This is a genomic window from Lactiplantibacillus sp. 3062 (genome assembly GCF_055413545.1).
Genome location: NZ_JBVAYE010000005.1, coordinates 118,705 through 138,234, shown reverse-complemented (window position 1 = coordinate 138,234; position 19,530 = coordinate 118,705). Strand labels below are relative to the sequence as shown.

The window sequence follows — 19,530 nt, the reverse complement described above, 5'->3', positions numbered from 1 at the left end:
ATTAATAGATGGGGATTACGTGGTTAGTAATAACTTTTTGTAATCTGATTCAATGAAATTCTTTAGTTTAGGCACTGGCTCAATTAGAATTGTTGCGTCTATATTGATTTGAAATTCTGATATATCAATGATTTTGAGCACCTATCAAATAAATTGTTAGCTATTTAGCTCATAAAATGGGTAAATAAGTGTAGTCGGAGGGGGAAGAATAAATGGGAGATTCAATTGGACAACGTATTAAAGCAAAGCGATTAGAATTGAAGTTAACGCAAAATCAAGTTGCGGAAAAATTATTTGTTACACAGCAGACTGTTGCTAGGTGGGAAAATGGAAAGCATACATTACCAGTAAAAGCTGTTCAGGATTTGAGTGAACTATTTGATGTACCAACAGCTTGTTTTTTTGGTGAAGATCAAATTATTATGCGTCGATTTAATTTTTTTGCATTTGTTGGTAGTGTTTTTGTTAACTTTATCTTATTTTGGCTAATTGCGATTGTATTATTAACAGTTTTATTAACAGTGTGGGGTATGCTAGGTGCCGGTTTGGCTGCACCAGTTGTGATTATTTGGCAGTTCATCACTGCTGCTCATATTTTTGACATTGGTCGTTTGATGATTAGTTGTGGTATGTTGCTCATGTCGTTGGTTGTTATTCCAATTGCTTGGAAAATTACATGTTATATCGGTTGCATTTTAAAAGCCTATTATCGGTATAATGTAAATTCAATTGTGTATGAGGTAATACCGAGGGAGGCTAATGATGATTATCGCAAATAAGATTAGCAAGCAAATTCAACTTGCGGATCATGATGTTGAGATATTGCATGAAACAACGATTCACGCTAAAACTGGCGAGTTTTTAAGTGTTATTGGTCCTTCTGGCTCAGGAAAAACGACTTTATTGAACTGTCTATCAGGATTAGTAAAACCAACCTCTGGTGAGGTTTACATTGATGGACAGTGTATCCAAAGCTTATCTGCACAAAAATTGGCGCAATTACGGCGCACAACGATTAGTACGATTTTTCAATCGTATAATTTATTGCCAGCGTTAAATGTTTTAGACAACGTGATACTACCCTTACGTTTGAACCATCAACGAATAAGCAAAGTTAACGTTGAGACGTTATTAGGTGATTTAAATTTTAAGGCTAGTTTAAGTCAGTTTCCTAGCCAATTATCAGGTGGAGAACAGCAAAAGGTTGCGATTGCTAGAACCCTAGTTATGCATGCCAAAATTATCTTTGCAGATGAACCAACAGGTGCTCTAGACTCAATGTCCCGGGAGGTAATATTTCAACAATTACGAGAGTTGGCTAATAATGGTGTCTGCATCATCATGGTAACTCATGATATTGAACAGGCAGCCCGTACTGATCGTGCATTAATCCTAAGCGATGGTCACATTGTTTCTGAGATCGAACGCCCGTCAGTTGATCAACTCTTTACTCAAATGGATAGTATACGGGGGTAATGACTATGGTGTCATTAAGTATTCATCAATTTCAATATTCTTGGAAGTCTTGGATGACGGGAAATTTTATTTTTATTATTTCTGGCTGGCTTATTGGCTTTTGCTTAACTGGTATCGATACGTTGAGCCGTGTAACGTTTTCTTCACACATTGATCCATTACCATTGTTTATCATGCCAATGGTTTTTGGTGGAATAACACTATTATTTGTTTTAGGTGAAGTTATTCGACTGATTATGCAGGAGTTGGCTAATGAATACCAGTTATGGGTGGTTTTAGGTGCTAATCAGCATCAATTGGCACTTTTAATCGCTGTGCAGATGGGGTTGACAGCTTTCTTAAGTAGTTGGGTTGGTTATAGTTTATCAATGCTAAGTATAAAGCCGCTATACGGATTATTGCAATTTTACATTGGCCGCACATGGTTGCCGAACTTGGTCTTTAGACCATCTGTCAAGGTTGGCCTGATGACTAGTTTAATTGTAGCGGGGGTTGCAGTTTTATCTGGTCTAATTAACACATACCGATTATTGCGACAACACCATAGACGAATTTTCAACATGCTCTTATTCGCTATATCGCTAGTGGGATTGAGCATAGCGAATTACCAAGTGTTAGTGACCAATACACAAGAAGATAGTGGAGGTGTTTTCCTTGTACTATTATTTTGGTTAATTCTAGTCCAGACTCAAATTGGCAGACAATTACTGATGTGGCTTTCTGGACGGATAACGAAGTTAACACCATCTGGACTATTCAAATTAGCAAGTTGCCAAGTGATGATTAATGCCAATGTTAATGTGCCAATACTAGCATTGCAATCCCTCAGTTATGGGTTAATAGTGTTACTTTACGGACTTGGTGGGACTGGTGGTCAAGATATTAAGAATGTCATTGTTTCGTTTATTGTTTATGTAGGGGCACCGGGACTACTAGTTATTGCTAATATAATTTCTGTTGCGATGTTAAGCGGACGCCAACAAGAGCAAAACTTCCAACAATTAGAGCAATTAGGATTCAGTGCTAGGATGCTGTTGCAGGAACGTAGCTTGGAGTGCTGTTTTCAAATTGTACCGCTGTTAATAACGGCGATGATTACGAATCTTACTTTGTATGGTGCATTGCTGATGCTTGCATGGCATACGCAAGTTAGGATACAAATCAGTTTAATGTCGGCCTTTGGGCTACCGATGGGTGTTTCAATGCTGACATGGGTAACGTTGACGATGGTTGCATGGAAAGAAGTTTTTGCTCACTTGGAGAGGGCTGAAACGGGTAGACAATAATTTGCTGATTTATTTTCAACAGCTATATGGCAACCTTGGCGTAGTAGTCGTATAAAGCTACCCATTTACGCTCGCCACGGTCAAACAGGCCCATCTTGATTTTGAACAGGGTGGTAATCAAGGTAAACGGGTAATTGTCTTTGACCAGGAAACGACCAATGTTTAGCTGGTTTTATCGTGAGCGGACGCGCTTACCCGAGCACTAATCTGTTCTAAACTAGTATTAGTAAAGAAATAAAATAGCTATCTAGACAAATACGGTATCATGAACGACGGTGGCCGGACAATCTTTAGTATAATAGTGGTTATCAGTTAACGTCGTACGATTGATTAATTATGAACAGGGATAGTAAATATTATGAATGAATCGGTATCGGATGAAAACTTTTTGGATTGTCCATTTGCCAGTGTTCAAAAAGTCGTTCGCGGAAAATGGAGCATGGTTATTCTGTATTTCCTTAGTCAGCGGGTCTTGCGTTTTGGTGAACTCAATCGCAAGGTTTATCCACCGGTGTCACCAAAGGTTGAATATTCACTCACCCCATTAGGAGAGAAGTTCTTGCCTGTTTTGAAGGCTTTGGAGAACTTTGCGGTAGACTATCAGGATTACCAAGCTTAATTAAGTGAAATCGGTTAAGAACGAGCATGCTCCGGTTTATTCACGGCACTAATTGTCGTCATAAAAATTAAAAAACGAGATCCAGCGACGTCTTCATACGTGCTTGGATCTCGTTTTTAGGTAGAACTAAGTGACTATCGAGCCCAGAGTTGGGTCGAATGGCGATGTCACTTGCCCTTGAACCGCATAACTAAAATGATAATATTGCTTTTAAATTCTGAAAGCTAATGAACAACTCTTCTTTGAAACTTTTATTGGGAATATTGTTTTATTTAATACGCATGATTTATCTATCCAAGAAGGTGTCTGCATTATGCGGCAGAATTTGGCGCGAGTGTTGACGTTGTTTTAACTGACAAGATTAGTTTTTGGAAAAACTTAGCCGAACGGATTACCATATTTTTGACAGTATTGGTAAAATCCTAAGCGGTATAGATCGATAGTTCGGGTTAGTTCTTCACTAGATTGAAAATGAATTAGTTGTAAAACGGCGGCAGTAAATGCCAGTGCCGCTGTGCCGTTAGCTGTGACTAGATTCTTGTCGCTAATGACTTGCTGTTCATGAAAGTCGGCTGAGTTTTGATAGTTAGGATAATTGTGCCACATCGCCAGTGAATTGCCGGTATGCTGATAACCAGTTAAAAAACCGTTTTGGGCTAAGTAATCTACCGCACCACAGATTGCGCCAACTGGTTTTGAGGCATTGAGGTGTTGCTGAACTAGTGAATATAATAATGAATTATTGATATTCCAAGAGTTACCACCAATTAGGATTAATAAGTCAATAGTTGGTAAACAATCCAGTTGATAGTCAACTTTAGTGGTGAAGCCACCAATTGACGTAACCAATGGTGTTGTTGAAGTCGTTTTAACTTGCCAGTCAGTGCTTTGATTTAATTGACTAGCTAGATAAGAAGCTTCCCAATCTGCGTATTGATCTAGCATTAGAAATAATGCAGTTTTCATGTTGACCTCCAGAGGAAAATATATTTTCAGAACCGAATATGTTATCCTTAATTATAGGAACGTACGTTCTAAAAAACAAGTGCATGATTAAATGTTGGAGGGCAGTAAATGAGCAAACAATCCGTAATTCTTGAGTTAATTAGAACACATATTTGCTATACACCACGGGTCTTTCAACGTATTAATAAGAAATTAGCCGTTAATTTAAGCGAAGTTGAAATTAAAGATTTAGTCAATCATATTCTGATACAACCAGATGAAATCAAAAGGTGTGGGAAAAATTATTATATCCGAAGTCGTAAAGCGCGGGTAGAACTAACAGTCAATGCTGGTAATTATCGCTTAATTACAGCTAGTAAATACACAGAAGTCGACGGCTTTTAATCAATAAAACAGCTAAAAGTAATAAAAATATTAGTGAATCCGTGTGGTGGTTGAGTATTTTGGCAATGGAAAATGGGTTTTACTTGGATGATGCAGTGAAGTGCTTCTTACGAAATAAAGCGAAATACTTAAAAAGTTAATTAATGTTAGTTGAGAATAATTACAGGAGTGTAGCACACTTTAAAAGCAATAAATCCCCCTATCAGGCTAGTATGGAAATCTAGCTGATGGGGGAATTTATTGTGTGTATATATTTGGACGTGATTTAATTACGAGCCGTCACCGATTTGACGGATTAAACAGCTTATAAACCAGTATTAATTGATAACTAGTTTAAATTAAGCGTTGTGTCAAATGTCTTATAAGCGTTATCGTCGTCATAATCGTCAGTATCATAACTAGCATCCCATTTTAGGCGAATACTAGTGATGTCTTTAACGCTGGATAATTTTGATAAAACAAAGTATACGTTACCGTCAGAATCGGTACCACTGTTTAAATCACCGTCAAAATCATCGCTATCCATGTCGGCTTCGACTTGTTGACCGTCGTTCGTGCTGAGTTTGGCCTGGGTCGGATAGGCTGAAATATCTTGCCCAGCATGGATACTCATGTGAACTTTTACGACGCCGTTAAAATCTTTCTTGTCATTACCGCTACCGCTAGTATAAGTGCCGTCCGTTTTGTAGACCGTGACTTTATCGATTTTAAATGTGGATTTCGCCCAGCTACTGTCGGTAAATGAGGTACTGTAAGCTTTTTGATCGGCGATATCGATGTCGTCATCGCCAATCGTGATACTGTCAGAGTCTGAATCTGATTCTGAATCTGAGTCAGAGTCCGTGCTATCACTAGATTCTTCACTGTCGCTATCGCTGTAACTGTCGTCAGAGTTAGTTGCAGCTGACTTGGAAGTTGTCGTTAGAGCAGCGTCCATGGCAGTATCACGGGCCGTTATGTTAATGAGAGCGGCGTATCCCAATGTCAATAAGACTAGTAGGCACCAAGTCCACCATTTGTGTGTCCAAGGTTTTGGTTGGCTAGCTAAACGGTCGAAACGTTTTCCAGCTGGTTCAGAGCGTTGGCATAGGAAAACAATGATTAAAATGGGGCCGACAAGTGGAAGCAGATAGAACCATAAATAATGCGCTGACCGATTAGAGTCGTGGAGTCGCCGCGCACTGGCTGTGAATTGCATCACTGAAGTCCAAACCATGAGCGCTGAAAAAATCAATAACAGCACGGTTTGTAAAACATTAACGTGTAATGGGCTGAGGATAAAAGCTGGATAACTGTATGCTCTGATACCAAGTACGATGGTTAAAACTAGGGAAATTAGGACCAAATCTAAGTAAAGCCACCAATATTGAGGCCGCGTAATCCGTTGTGACCAAGTAAAGGTTTGACGCATTCCTAGCTTTAGTGCGGTCCACATATTGACATGTTCTGGTTGATTAGGTGTGTTGTGCTGCTCGGAAGTAATGGTGTTCTGATCTTCAGTGGAAGCGACTTTGTCCTGAGTTGCGCCACAAAAAGGGCAAAAGGTCGCGTTAGTAGGAATCGCTTTTCCACAGTTAATACAATACTTTGTTTCTGACATCGATGTTCCTCCTGGAGTACTTATACTAGGCGAAATGTTATGAATATAAGTAGAATTTTATTATATGGCCGAGTGAATGATTATGGCAGCCGAAAACAAGCATATCATAACTAGTTAAAAGTATTAACAAAATATTAATACTAAATTCATATTTTGTTCAATAATAGACTTAAATAGTTATTTATTTGCTTTGTTGAAAACTAAAAGCGGTAACTCTAAGCCTCAGTAAAATAACAATGAAATAGAGATTAACTTTGAACGGGAGCAACGTTGAACTATCGGTCCTGAGTTCAAAAGTAGAAATGGTCTACTTCCGGACGGCCATTATGAACAAAGCTGATTAATTGAGTTATCACTCAACGGTATCATCCGTGATTAAGTAATAGTTTGAAAACTATAAGACTCCTGAAGGCATGCCAATTAATATGGTGTGCTTTTTGTTTTTGCTATTCATGGTGTTCAAACGATGTATCTATATTGTTATTTGCTGCTTAGATTAGTAGTCTAAAAGAACGAGATGTGAGTATTTTACATTTGTTTTTTGAACATAGTAGGTGAAATATAGAATGTTTATCTTTCTTTGAATCATACATTTCTACCTAACAAGCAAATTTGCACAAAGTATGACTGAAAATATTGCACTTTTTAAAAATGATAGCGTTTGCAATAATGAGCAGTGTAGGAGGGATTAAGCCATGGCTGACAAACTTACTAATCAAGAAAGACGACTTCTACAAGTGTTAGCAGAAGGATCACACTATTTATCTACTGAAAGTTTAGCGGCATCGTTACAGGTTTCACGACGCTCGGTCTATAACTACTTGAATAATGTTTCAAGAAAATTAATTAGTGTCGGTATTGAACCACCACGAAATGTTAATGGATCAGGGTACTACTTAACACGTGACAGTAAATTATATGTTAAAGATTTAATAAATGGAAAAGATGGTGAACCTGATAAGCGAGTGCATCGTGTGCAGTTCACAGATCGACGAAATATTTTATTATTAGCACTATTTGTTGGAGAACGTGATATTACAATCTCGCAACTTATGAATATTACAGGTGTCGCTCGTAATACTGTGATTTCAGACTTGTCGAGAGTTCGAAAAGAACTTGGCGAAAACCGGATTGAATTAGTTGGCACGAAGGATGGACACTCACTAAGGGGACAAGAGCTTACGATCCGTAACTATTTTCAAGTTCATTTTACCGCTTTAATTGATGGCTATGATTGGGTCCAGAAATATCAAGCGGATAATTCATTCTTTGCGGGCAAAGATACGGTTGGACTTAATACGATGTTAAATGACTGGATACATCTGGTTGAGCGGCAAAGCGAGCGGGCATTTTCCGATGATGCCATCAGAATGATTGAGTTTTATTATGCGTTTGTCTTAAAGCGTATTCTGTCAGGATGTTTTATCCCACAAGATACATTTCCAAGCAATATAGATGATCGAAGAGAGCTACGAAACAAAAAAGAATTTGGACTAGCTAGTAATTTGTTAGCTCAAGTGGGCGTTGAAGTTGGAAGCCATGATTCAGAGGCTTTATATCTTGAAAGCTTGTTATTGAGTGGACAATTACATTCTGTTGAGCCGGATGAGCGAGACAATGTTAAGACTAAAGTTTATAAGGCTGCAATTGAGGTCGTTGAGAGTTTCCAGCAAATTACAGGTTTTTCATTTTATGATCGTCGTCAATTAACAAGTGAGCTATATGTTCATTTACTCTCTACTTATTATCGAGTGAAATATCATCGACAATATCGAGACGGCATGGTGAAAGCAATTGAAGAGAATTATCCAGATATTTATACCTATACTGAGTTATCAATTCGCCCATTTGAGAAATTAAACAATTATCCATTGAATGAAAATGAGTTGTCATTGATTGCTATCTATTTTGGGTCGCAAATGTATCAAGATGAATCGCACTTGGGATCAGCTTTACTGGTTTGTTCAACAGGACTTGGAACTTCAAGAATGCTGAAGGTACAACTTGAATCGGCGTTCAAAGGTTTAAAATTTGTAGGACCAATTACGAAACGCAATTATAATAGCATGACTCAAATATCTGAGAGTGTTGTGCTTTCCACAATACCACTTGATAAGAAAAATAGAGAAGTACTAGTGCTACATCCTATCATGAATGATCGGGAAATAAATGAATTAACAAAACAACTTGCTGTTCAAGGGATTGTAATGCCGACTTTGCCGCCTAATAAAATTTCAGCCTTGTTAGATGTAATTTCTGATAATGCGAAGATTATAAATCAGACTGGTTTAATTACAAGTATTAAAGAAGTGCTTAGCTTTTCTGTTAAACCATATTCTAAATATGAGAGGGGGTATCAACCGTTGTTAAGTGAACTGATTAATAAAAATACAATCCAGTTTGCAACTGCCAGTCATTTAGATTGGCAGCAAGCAATTGCATTAGCAACATTACCACTTCTCAGCAGTGGCAATGTTGAACAAAGCTATATTGATGCGATGATTCAAAACGTTTATAGCAATGGACCTTACATTAATATTGGTGATCGAATTGCATTCGCACACGCAAGACCAGAAGAGGGTGTCAATAAACTCGGAATGGCATTGTTATGCTTAGATGAACCAATTGAATTATTGGATAATCAGCACCGGATTCAGTTAATTTTTGTTTTAGCAGCATCAGATGATCGCTCACACTTAAAAGCGTTGGCAGAATTGGCCAGTATGCTTGGAGATAAGAACCGTTTAAAGCAGTTATTAGATGCTAGAAAGGTTAGTGAAGTTGAGAGCGTTATTGCGGAAGGAGAAAAACAGTTATGAAAACATTAGCAGCTGTATGTAGCACCGGACTTGGTTCAAGTTTTATGGTTGATATGAACATGGCAGATATTGTTAAGGGATTAGGTCTAGAAGACCGTGTTAAAACGACCCATATGGATATGGGGAGTGCCAATGAAAATTCTGCTGATCATTTCTTTGTTGGTAAGGATTTAGCGGATGCGGCTAAGGATCGTCTTGGAATTGATAAAGTGACTGTTCTAGACAGTATTATTGATAAAGAGGAATTGAAGACTAAGGTTACGACATATTTAAAAGATGCAGGTATTGAAAATAAATAGGAGGTATTGTTTACGATGCAAGCTACATTAAATGCCATTATTAGTATTGTTCGTACGCCAGCTATTTTGGTTGGATTAATTGCTATTCTAGGACAGGCATTACAAAAGAAGTCCTTTTCTGACACAGTTAGCAGTGGAATTAAGACCTTCATTGGTTTCTTAGTTTTGAGCGGTGGTGCTGGTATTGTCAGCACTTCATTAGCGCCGATGAGCAAGATGTTTATGCATGCTTTTGGTGTTCAGGGAGTTGTTCCTAATAATGAAGCCGTCGTGGCAACCGTTTTAGTCGAATATGGGACAGCAACGGCTTTAATTATGTTGGTAAGTATGATTGTTAATGTAATCTTGGCACGATTTAGTCATTTTAAATACATCTACCTTTCAGGCCACGTAATGTTGTATATGGCTGCAATGCTTGCAGTTATTATGCAAGTAGCAGGTTTTGGATTCGCTACAGAAGTGTTATTCGGAGGTCTTATTTTAGGAATTTGGGATACAGTTAGCCCTGCTTTGGTACAACCGTTTCTACGTGAAGTAACAGGTGGCAATACAGTGGCGTTAGCACATACCGGTGATTTTGGTTATGCGTTTGCTGGATTAATCGCTAAGTTTACTGGTGACAAGAGTAAGTCAACTGAAGACTTAAATATTCCAAAGAGTGTATCGTTTCTACGTGATTCAACGGTTGCAATTACCATTACAATGGCCGTTATTTACATTATTTTGGCTTTGTTTGCCGGGCCAGAATTTGTTGGAAAAATGAGTTCAGGGATGAATTATATTGTATTTGCCTTAATTCAGGCCGGAACTTTTGCAGGTGGTGTTTACGTTATTCTTGCAGGTGTGCGGTTAATTTTAAATGAAATTATTCCTGCATTTAAGGGGATTTCGGAAAATCTGGTGCCTAACTCTGTACCAGCACTAGATTGCCCAATTATTTTCCCATATGCGCCAAACGCAACGATTGTTGGCTTTTTTGCTAGCTTTATTGGCGGAGTTGTTAGTATGTTCATTATGATTGGCTTACACACAGTTATTGTCATTCCGGGTGTTGTTGCACACTTTATGTGCGGTGCTACTTCTGGTGTCATTGGCAATGCTGTTGGGGGACGGCGTGGCGCAATTATTGGCGCATTTTCTCAAGGTATTTTAATCAGCTTTCTTCCATTAGCCTTACTACCGGTTCTTGGAAAAATTGGTTTAGGTGGTGCAACCTTCTCAGATGCTGACTTTGGTGTGATTGGTTCTTTGATTGGCTGGTCGGGTGTTAACGGTGGCGTTGTAATGATTATTGCCGCGATTGTTATTTCGCTAATCTTATTTATTGTTGCTTCGATTATTGCAAGTAAACATAGCGCTGATAAGACCGGGCAAAATAAGGCTAATGCCTAGATAATAATTCTTTTCTTCTGAGTATTCTTATTAATAAGGTGGTAGAAAAATGAGTTTTGATGAAATGGATACAAAAGCAGTCAATGCGATTCGAGCACTTAGTATTGATATGATTGAACATGCTGAATCCGGGCACCCCGGTATGCCGCTTGATGCCGCGCCGATGGCTTATGTCACGTATAAAAAGCATTTACGGATTGATCCTAAACATCCAAATTGGCCAAATCGCGATCGATTTGTATTATCTGCTGGGCACAGTTCGTCGATGTTGTACGCGATGCTATATTTGGCAGGTTATGGTATAACCGTAGATGATTTGAAAAACTTCAGGCGTCTTGATAGTTTGACACCAGGACATCCAGAATTGATTACACCTGGTGTTGATGCGGCCACTGGACCGCTTGGACAAGGCCTTGGTATGGCTGTTGGGATGGCAATGGCCAGCAAACATTTAGGAACTAAGTATAATGTTGATGACATCAAAATTTTAAATAGCCGTGTCTATGTAATTGCTAGTGATGGGGACTTAATGGAAGGAATCAGTCATGAATCGGCAAGTTTGGCAGGCCATTTGAAACTGAATAATTTGATTGTTATGTATGATTCAAATGACGTAACGTTAGACGCACAGGCAAGTAAAACGTTGGGCGATGATGCAGGAGAACGATTTAAGGCATATGGCTGGAATTATTTGCGGGTTGAAGATGGCAATAATCTAGATGAGATTGACAATGCTCTAAAACTAGCTGAGGCTGAACAGGAACGACCGACGATTATTGAAGTTAAAACGGTTTTGGGGTATGGATCGCCACATGCAGGTGAAAACACTGTTCATGGAAATCCACTTACAGCTGGTGAATGTCGACAGACAATGCATGATTTGGGCTGGGATTATGAACCATTTGAAGTTCCTGATGAAGTTCATCAACGTTATGCCGAAATTTTGCAAGAAGGACAACAACGATATGTATCATGGCAAAACGAATTGCATAAGCTTAAAAAGGTAAACGAAGAGCTGGCACAAAATTTTGAAGTTAATTTTTCTAATCAAGCCGCTACGGGAGATATCAGTTTACAATACAATGCTGGTGATACAGAGGCTGTGCGAATGACGGTGCATAAACTCATTCAGAAATCAGCTCATACGCCATTGAATTTTTGGGGCGGCTCGGCAGATTTGTCCAGTAGTAATAAAACTTATTTTGAGAATGATGATGGTTTTGAACCAGGTCAGTATCAAAATAAAAATGTGTTTTATGGTGTACGAGAATTTGCACAAGCAGCAGCTGTAAACGGAATAACGTTATTTGGGGGAAGTAGAACGTTTGGGAGTACATTCTTTGTCTTTAGTGATTATATGAAAAATGCGATTCGTATGGCAGCTTTGCAAAGAATTCCTGCAATCTTCGCGTTTAGTCATGATTCAATTGCGCTAGGGCAAGATGGGCCTACGCATCAACCAGTTGAACAATTGGATGGATTACGTGCGATGCCAGGGTTGACTGTATTTCGGCCAGCAGATGCGATTGAAACACAGTCAGTATGGGACTATGCATTAAATAAAAATCATGGACCAGTGGTGATTGCAATGTCACGCCAAGCACTTCCAGTACTTGAAGGTTCATTAAAGTATGCAAAAGAGTGTGTTAAAAGGGGTGGTTATATTGTATCACCGTCTGGTGTAAGCAATTCAGATGGGATAATAATTGCAACGGGTTCAGAAGTAAGTATTTCAATAGAGGCTCAAACCAAATTGAAAAGGCAAAATATCAATGTAGAAGTAGTTTCCATGCCAAGTACTGAGCTGTTTTTACAACAACCTAAATCATATCGAGATAAGGTGCTTGATCCGACCGTTAGAAATCGCATGTCGGTAGAGATGGGCTCTACTCAATCTTGGTATCGATTCACTGGTCTTGATGGTGTCAATATCGGTTTGGACCACTTTGGGGCTAGTGGGCCGGTTGATGAAATTATTCAAAGATTTGGGTTTTCCTCAGAGAATATTGCTCAAACTTATTTACAACATTTTCGTGGATAGTTATATTCAATTCGAAGTTGAATGATATAATATTAAGCATGTAATTTTTAAAATGGCATGGAGTCCGTATAGGATACTATGCCATTTTAAATTTTTGTGTGAAATAATAGGTGATCATCTGACCTATGTCATTACTTTTGGATTCTATTCAGTGCTGCTTGGGGAATGTCTTTTTGATTAACTTTTTCCCAGTTAATCACTTGTTGGCGTTTGTCATTATAACCGACTTTGAGATAAGCGTGCATCTTGAGTGAGCGTGGTAGGACGCTATCAAAATCGAGCTCTTTCTTAAAACCATTGTCGCTGTATCCAGGTTGTGAGTAATGGTAGTAGACATAGGGCTTGCCGGAATCATCTTTCCCGGTTTTACGTTCACCTTTAGTCGTGATTTGAGTATAGTATGTTTTTGTTCCGTAATTTGAGTGGTACCAGTTGAAACCGAGACCAACTGGTACTAATACGATAATAGTGATGATTAGTCCCAAAATTCCCGCTTTTTTCATTAATAATCCCTCCAAATGATTAATTTAAATCTGATATTAATCATAAGAGGTATAGAAAACGGTGGATAGCAGTTTATGCAATGCTAAACGAAAAACAAGTAATTAAATAAAAAATTAAAAATAAGCCAATCATTCGGATGGTAGCTTGTTGGAAAGCTAAGACTATTCGATAGACAGTGGAATAAAAAAATTTGACATTTTTAATGTAAAGGCTTACATTGTTACTTGTAGATAAATAAATTAGACATGTAACTGGTAATGCAGGCAGGATCTAAAAAAGTAACGGGCTTAGTCCGGATAACTTTTTAGGTCCTGTTTTTTGTCGTTAGGAGTGATTAAGATGGATTTTAATGATAGTGCACAGGCAATTATTTTAAACGTCGGTGGAGAAAAGAATATTAACTCGCTGATTCATTGTTCGACTAGGTTGCGTTTTACATTGAATGATTTTGCTAAGGCAGATTTGGAAAAATTGAAAACGGTTGATGGCGTTCTTGGCGCTGTTATTGCCGGTGGTCAATGTCAGGTAATTATTGGTAATGATGTTGTTGAGATGTTCGATGCAGTTCAGGCATTGTTAGGCAACAGTACACAGCAAAATACTGCCAGGGGACCCAAGCAATCATGGGGAAAAGTTGTCCTTGATTTTATCATTGGTGTCTTTCAACCGTTAGTACCAGCAATTGCTGGTGGTGGGATTTTAAAGGCCGTGTTAATGCTGTTGGCCATGTTTGGTTGGATCAGTGATAAGAGCCAAACTTATCAAATCCTGAACCTAGTTGGTGGAGCGCCTTTGTACCTACTGCCAATTCTAGTAGCAATTACAACGGCTCAGAAACTTAAAGTAAACTCGCTTGTGGCAGTGTCAACAGTCGGTGTGCTGATATTACCAGACTTAGTAGCAATGCTGACTAAAGGAACTACTTTGTTTGGATTACACGTTACGAATGTTACTTATAGTTCGCAAGTATTTCCCGCAATTTTATGCGTTTTGTTTTATGCATTAATGGAACGTTTCTTTACAAAGTATTCACCTAAACCAATCCGAATTTTCTTTGTGCCCATGATGTCAATGCTGATTACGGCACCAATTACGCTACTATTCCTTGGACCATTGGGTTATGTTGTTGGGGAAGGTTTTGTCAGTGTTATTTTATTCCTAAATACGCATCTAGGCTGGGTAGCGACAGCATTATTAGCCGGTGTTCTACCATTCATGGTCGCAACTGGCATGCACAAACCGATGATTCCATACGTTGTGTCGACGTTTAGTACAGTTGGCAAAGAATCATTGTATTTACCTGCATCATTGGCACACAACATTTCAGAAAGCGGAACATGTTTTGCAATTGCACTTCGTACCAAGGATACCAAACTACGAGCGGTTGCGCTTTCTGCTGGAATTTCGGCGCTGTTTGGTATCACTGAACCTGCACTGTACGGGGTTACCTTACAACACAAACGAGCACTCATCAGTGTTATTACTGGTGGCGTGATTGGGGGTGCCTACGTTGGAATTGCCGGTTTATCTGGCTTTACGATTGTGGGACCTGGATTAGCGAGTCTACCGATGTTTGTAGATAAAAGTAATCCAGCTAATTTAATTCATGCTCTGATAGGATTTGGAATCTCATTCGTTGTTTCATTTGTTATCGGTCTAATTATCTGGAAGAATGATGAGGAGATTAGTTCTGCAAGCGATACTGGCGAAGCAACGACAACTGTAGTTGCTGAAGATTTGATGGCACCAGTTGCCGGAAAGATTTTATCGTTAGCTGATGTTCCTGATGATGTTTTTTCACAAGGACTAATCGGTCAAGGGATCGCCGTTGAACCAAGTGAAGGAAGCTTAATTGCACCCACAGATGGTACCATTGAGATGGTTTATGAGACCAAACACGCATTAGGCATGCGTACGGATAATGGGGCAGAGCTACTGTTTCACATTGGCCTGGATACTGTCCAGTTAAATGGAAAGTATTTTGAATCTCACGTGCAAGTTGGACAACATGTCCAAGCGGGTGAGTTACTTGAGACTTTTGATGTGGCTAAGATCAAAGCGGCCGGATACAACCCTATTACTATGATGGTTGTGACTAACCAAGATAGTTATACCGTTGCTGTTGATGAGAGTAATGAAACACTTGATAATCAATCTGTTATGAATATTGCAAAGTTAGGAGTTTAGCTAATGGGATTACGAAAAGATTTCTTATGGGGTGGCGCGATAGCTGCCAATCAAGTAGAAGGTGCATGGAATATCGATGGAAAAGGGTTATCAGTTGCGGATGTTGCGACGTATAAGCCCAATGTGGATGTTAAAGATTATCGCAAACAGGTTGGTGTTACAAAGTCTGATATTGAGAAAGCAATCCAAGATACAGATACTAAGTACTATCCTAAACGACGTGGTATTGATTTTTATCACCGTTACCCCGAAGACTTGGAATTATTTCATGAAATGGGATTTAAAGCATTGCGTTTATCCATTGCCTGGACACGGATATTTCCAACAGGTGAGGAATTTGAGCCCAACCAAGCTGGTTTAGACTACTATAAAGCAATGTTTAATAAGATGCATGAGTTAGGAATTGAACCAATTGTGACATTATCACATTATGAAATGCCACTTGCATTAGCGTCTAAATATAATGGTTGGGAAAATCGCAAAGTCATTGATTTATTTGTTCGTTTTTGTAAAGTTTGTTTTGAAACTTACAAGAATGATGTTAAATATTGGCTGACATTCAATGAAATTGATAGCGTTACGCGTCATCCATTTACTTCAGCCGGTATTATTCCTGATCAGACTGATAATTTGTTACAAGCAGAGTATCAGGCATTCCATCATCAATTCGTGGCGTCTGCGCTGGTAACAAAATCTTGTCACGAAGTTATCCCTGGTAGTCAGGTGGGATGTATGCTAACAAAATTGACAGATTACCCGAATTCATCTGATCCGCGTGATGTGTTAGCATCATTCAATAAAAATACAATGAATTATTTTCCAGCAGATGTTCAAGTATTTGGTGAATATCCACCCCTAGTATTGAACTACTTCAAAAAACAGAAAATTCACATTGATATGACTGCATCAGACCTGGAAATTTTGAAGGAAAATACTGTAGACTTTGTAACGTTTAGTTACTATATGTCACTAGTATCATCATATGATGAAAATAATTTGACGTTGACGACTGGTAATACGATTGTTGGTGGTAAGAATCCACATTTGCCGGTTACGGAATGGGGATGGACAGTTGATCCGGTTGGCTTAAGAATTTCGTTGTTACAGTTATATGATCGCTATCACAAGCCGTTAATGATTGTTGAAAACGGAATGGGTGCTAAAGACGAATTAACAGCGGATCAGAAAATTCATGATGACTATCGCATCAAATATTTCCGTGCGCATTTCAATGAAATGATTAAGGCAGTGGACGCCGGTGTTGATTTATTAGGTTACACTAGCTGGGCCCCGATTGATTTAGTAAGTGCTTCAACTTCGCAAATGTCTAAGCGGTATGGTTTTATTTATGTAGACGAAGATGACTTAGGTAATGGTTCGCTTAAGCGTTATCGCAAAGATTCTTTTACATGGTATCAAAAGGTAATTCAGACAAATGGAACTAGTCTAGATTAGTGAAGGTGTGGTGATCAAATGCTACGGATTAAAAAGGTGCTAAACTCCAGCGTCGTTTTGGTTACCGATGAACATGACCAGGAGTTTATCTTGTTAGGTAAGGGGATTGGTTATGGGAAAAAACCAGGTGCTGTGATTATGGATGGCGATTTTAATCAGGTTTTCGTGGCATCACCAGATCCAAACGTAGAACAATTACTGGCAACAATTGCGTCATCGTCGCCGCAATTGATTGAGATTACCCAGACAATTGTTAGTGAGGCGACTGAGCAGCTTCAGAGTAAGTTGAGTGATACGTTGTATGTTGCTTTGCTTGATCATTTGAAATTTGCTCTTGAACGTGCTGCTAAAGGGATTGTTATAACCAATCGAGTTTATTGGGAAATTAAGACATACTATAGCCATGAATTTGAGATTGGCCAGTTAGCAGTTAGATTAGTTAATCGGGCGTTTAAAACTGACTTTTCGGAGCAAGAGGCTGCAAATATTGCTGCACACATTATTAATGCCGAAAACGGAACTGATGAGCGTAAGGATGCATTAAAGGCTGGTCAATTGATTGGACGGATCATTAACATCATCAAGTATCAGGCTGGTGGAATAGTCAATGAACATGATTTAAATTATCAGCGGTGCGTGGTACATGTAAAATTTTTAGTTGAACGGACTATTGCGGGAGAATTATTGGATGATGCAGATCCGGCAATGGTAGCTATAGTCAAAAGTCAAAATTCACGTGCTTTTGCAATTGCTGGAAAGGTAGCTGCATACATGAGTATGAAGTTTAAGATGCCACTGCCAGATGAAGAAGTGATGCTAATGGCTATGCAGATTCAAAGATTATTGCCATAGGTTAGTCTGGCATACTAACTAAATTATTATATTAGAATACATACCATTTCGAATGAGGGGTGAGGTGGTATGTATTTTTGTGAATAAGTCTGGCTATATAACAAGTTATAAATGATTCGTGATTGACAATTTATAACTTGTTTTTTGTTAGAAGAATTTTAATTATAAAAATATTTATTAACGGTGTAACTAGTTTGCATGGACACTCTATGGAGATTTGTAACCTAGATTGTTAGTATAGAAGTAAATGTGTATTGAACGGGGAATCTAAATAATGAGAAAGAAAAAATATATTAGTCAGCGTACACGTGCAACTCATACCTATTCTTTTTATCGTCAGCGTCGGAATGATCCTAATTGGCGGGCTGATTACCTGGCGGCTCGGGTATGCCGACAACGTCATATTTTGATCAGTCTTATTATTATCTTAGTCTTAATATTAATTGGGGTTATTGGATATAGAAATCGAGTAGTGACATTGTTGAATGGGTCAGAAACAACATCTCAAGTAACTACAGTGAAAAATGCTAGTGGGGAAGACTCAATTAAAGATTCTACCAAACAATCGGTTTCTAACGAGCAAACTAAAACAATAGATAATGTGCAAAAAACAGTAACGATTAGTGATTATCAAAGATATTCAGCTTATTCTGGCGAATATGGAAGTGAAACACAAACCTGTTCACTTGATTTTGCAACGGGTGAGCTAATGACCACTGGACCACAAAAACAACAAGTTTTTTATTTTGATAAAGTCATGTTGCATCCTGATAAAAGTCTAGTCATCAACATGCATGGCAATTATCATTATAATGCTTATGATGGTAAGGGTGAACGGTATAGATTGGTTCACCTGAGTGTCTTATTTGCACCCCGTGATCAGAAAATTACACAAAATTGGCAGACTGGAAAGTCACTTGAGGATGGTACTAATACGGCTGTCAATCGATTCTCGATTGCGTTGTCAAATGATGGCGGTAAAGTGTTTCAAATGTCACCAGCGTATACAGCATTTGAGACTAATCAAACTAAAGGTGATACATTAGCAGTAATTTATTCCGAAGCTAATTGAGAAGAGCTATTTTAGACTTAATATAACTATCGTAATTATCTTCAATACATCTCAATATGGATTAATTTCATGTGAAGTAGCAGTTGTAGTTAGTTAGTAATACTTTCAATGTTTCAAACTAAGTATTTAAGCTAAGTTAGCTTGTTTTAAAGTGCCGTTAGTTCCAGAACTAAATTGGTTTCCAGTATAATACGCTAGTAGATATTATTTAACGGTTATTTAATATTTGTACTTCAATCTGAATAGGGCAGTTTATGCTAAATCGATATAGGAAAAATCATTATGGTAATGCAAGGGGGAATAATGATGAAGACAGATATCATTTTACGGGTTGTGCTTGGCTTGCTGTTTACTTGCTTAGGCTGTTTTCAAATTTTTGCTGTGAGACGGTATTTTCGCCAGTTAAAACTGCACGGAAACGCTGAAACGTCCGCTTTTGCACCGCTGGCTTTGTGGAGCGCCTTTGTAATTGGCTTGATTTTTATTTTCGTTGGCATAGCTGCGGGCTTTGGGTTGATTTAACTAATATTTGTTGGGATTACTAAAAACACCATAAACAAAGTGCACTGCGGATAATC

Annotated in this window: 17 protein-coding genes; 14 read left to right on the top strand and 3 right to left on the bottom strand. The window is 38.5% G+C overall.

The window, feature by feature from the left end; all coding sequences use genetic code 11:
- The first annotated feature begins 212 nt into the window (after positions 1 to 212).
- The 4 genes from ACWQAU_RS09175 to ACWQAU_RS09160 all read left to right on the top strand — a co-directional run bounded on the left by ACWQAU_RS09175 (position 213) and on the right by ACWQAU_RS09160 (position 3,381).
- Positions 213 to 779, top strand: a complete 567-nt coding sequence (locus ACWQAU_RS09175; RefSeq protein ID WP_027821714.1) for a helix-turn-helix domain-containing protein — start codon at positions 213 to 215, stop codon at positions 777 to 779.
- Entirely contained in the window at positions 763 to 1,476 is a 714-nt protein-coding gene (locus tag ACWQAU_RS09170; protein ID WP_027821715.1) for an ABC transporter ATP-binding protein, read from the top strand. The genes ACWQAU_RS09175 and ACWQAU_RS09170 overlap by 17 nt, the downstream gene beginning before the upstream one ends.
- Positions 1,477 to 1,481: 5 nt before the next feature.
- Positions 1,482 to 2,762 carry a hypothetical protein gene (locus tag ACWQAU_RS09165; protein ID WP_027821716.1) on the top strand — a complete coding sequence of 427 codons (1,281 nt, stop codon included), beginning with the start codon at positions 1,482 to 1,484 and terminating at the stop codon, positions 2,760 to 2,762.
- A gap of 358 nt (positions 2,763 to 3,120) precedes the next feature.
- Positions 3,121 to 3,381 carry a winged helix-turn-helix transcriptional regulator gene (locus tag ACWQAU_RS09160; protein ID WP_003645350.1) on the top strand — a complete coding sequence of 87 codons (261 nt, stop codon included), beginning with the start codon at positions 3,121 to 3,123 and terminating at the stop codon, positions 3,379 to 3,381.
- Between the two features lie 378 nt (positions 3,382 to 3,759).
- Here ACWQAU_RS09160 and ACWQAU_RS09155 read toward each other — a convergent pair whose 3' ends face one another.
- The gene (locus tag ACWQAU_RS09155) at positions 3,760 to 4,347 is read right to left on the bottom strand and encodes a type 1 glutamine amidotransferase family protein (protein WP_003645351.1); all 588 of its coding nucleotides are present in this window, start codon (positions 4,345 to 4,347) and stop codon (positions 3,760 to 3,762) included.
- A gap of 108 nt (positions 4,348 to 4,455) precedes the next feature.
- Between ACWQAU_RS09155 and ACWQAU_RS09150 the strand changes: the two genes are divergently transcribed.
- A complete protein-coding gene (locus ACWQAU_RS09150; protein WP_003643422.1) occupies positions 4,456 to 4,731 on the top strand; it encodes a DUF3781 domain-containing protein in 276 nt (91 codons plus the stop codon).
- Between the two features lie 328 nt (positions 4,732 to 5,059).
- Here the strand turns inward: ACWQAU_RS09150 and ACWQAU_RS09145 are convergent, their stop codons facing one another.
- Positions 5,060 to 6,331 carry a DUF805 domain-containing protein gene (locus ACWQAU_RS09145; protein WP_021356561.1) on the bottom strand — a complete coding sequence of 424 codons (1,272 nt, stop codon included), beginning with the start codon at positions 6,329 to 6,331 and terminating at the stop codon, positions 5,060 to 5,062.
- A gap of 695 nt (positions 6,332 to 7,026) precedes the next feature.
- On the opposite strand from ACWQAU_RS09145, the gene ACWQAU_RS09140 reads away from it, so the two are divergent.
- From ACWQAU_RS09140 to tkt, 4 genes are read left to right on the top strand one after another with little or no spacing between them, the layout of a single operon-like run.
- Positions 7,027 to 9,150, top strand: a complete 2,124-nt coding sequence (locus ACWQAU_RS09140; protein WP_027821717.1) for a BglG family transcription antiterminator — start codon at positions 7,027 to 7,029, stop codon at positions 9,148 to 9,150.
- Positions 9,147 to 9,449: a PTS sugar transporter subunit IIB gene (locus tag ACWQAU_RS09135; RefSeq protein ID WP_003642379.1), complete on the top strand. Its 303-nt coding sequence runs from the start codon at positions 9,147 to 9,149 to the stop codon at positions 9,447 to 9,449. Before ACWQAU_RS09140 ends, ACWQAU_RS09135 begins: the two co-directional genes overlap by 4 nt.
- 15 nt (positions 9,450 to 9,464) lie before the next feature.
- Complete coding sequence (locus ACWQAU_RS09130; protein ID WP_027821718.1) at positions 9,465 to 10,841, top strand: PTS ascorbate transporter subunit IIC; 1,377 nt, start codon at positions 9,465 to 9,467, stop codon at positions 10,839 to 10,841.
- Between the two features lie 49 nt (positions 10,842 to 10,890).
- Positions 10,891 to 12,882 (top strand): transketolase, encoded by a 1,992-nt coding sequence (gene tkt, locus ACWQAU_RS09125; RefSeq protein WP_003642377.1) that lies wholly within the window; start codon positions 10,891 to 10,893, stop codon positions 12,880 to 12,882.
- A 131-nt stretch (positions 12,883 to 13,013) separates the two neighbouring features.
- Here tkt and ACWQAU_RS09120 read toward each other — a convergent pair whose 3' ends face one another.
- On the bottom strand, positions 13,014 to 13,385 hold the full coding sequence (locus ACWQAU_RS09120) for a YxeA family protein (protein ID WP_027821719.1): 372 nt from the start codon (positions 13,383 to 13,385) through the stop codon (positions 13,014 to 13,016).
- A 340-nt stretch (positions 13,386 to 13,725) separates the two neighbouring features.
- On the opposite strand from ACWQAU_RS09120, the gene ACWQAU_RS09115 reads away from it, so the two are divergent.
- From ACWQAU_RS09115 to ACWQAU_RS09095, 5 genes are all read left to right on the top strand, one after another.
- A complete protein-coding gene (locus ACWQAU_RS09115; protein ID WP_027821720.1) occupies positions 13,726 to 15,573 on the top strand; it encodes a PTS beta-glucoside transporter subunit IIBCA in 1,848 nt (615 codons plus the stop codon).
- 3 nt (positions 15,574 to 15,576) lie between these two features.
- Complete coding sequence (locus ACWQAU_RS09110) at positions 15,577 to 17,028, top strand: glycoside hydrolase family 1 protein (RefSeq protein ID WP_003642374.1); 1,452 nt, start codon at positions 15,577 to 15,579, stop codon at positions 17,026 to 17,028.
- 18 nt (positions 17,029 to 17,046) lie between these two features.
- Positions 17,047 to 17,880 carry a PRD domain-containing protein gene (locus ACWQAU_RS09105; protein WP_027821721.1) on the top strand — a complete coding sequence of 278 codons (834 nt, stop codon included), beginning with the start codon at positions 17,047 to 17,049 and terminating at the stop codon, positions 17,878 to 17,880.
- 274 nt (positions 17,881 to 18,154) lie between these two features.
- The gene (locus tag ACWQAU_RS09100; protein WP_027821722.1) at positions 18,155 to 18,952 is read left to right on the top strand and encodes a hypothetical protein; all 798 of its coding nucleotides are present in this window, start codon (positions 18,155 to 18,157) and stop codon (positions 18,950 to 18,952) included.
- 306 nt (positions 18,953 to 19,258) lie between these two features.
- On the top strand, positions 19,259 to 19,474 hold the full coding sequence (locus ACWQAU_RS09095) for a hypothetical protein (protein WP_033607647.1): 216 nt from the start codon (positions 19,259 to 19,261) through the stop codon (positions 19,472 to 19,474).
- Positions 19,475 to 19,530 lie beyond the last annotated feature (56 nt).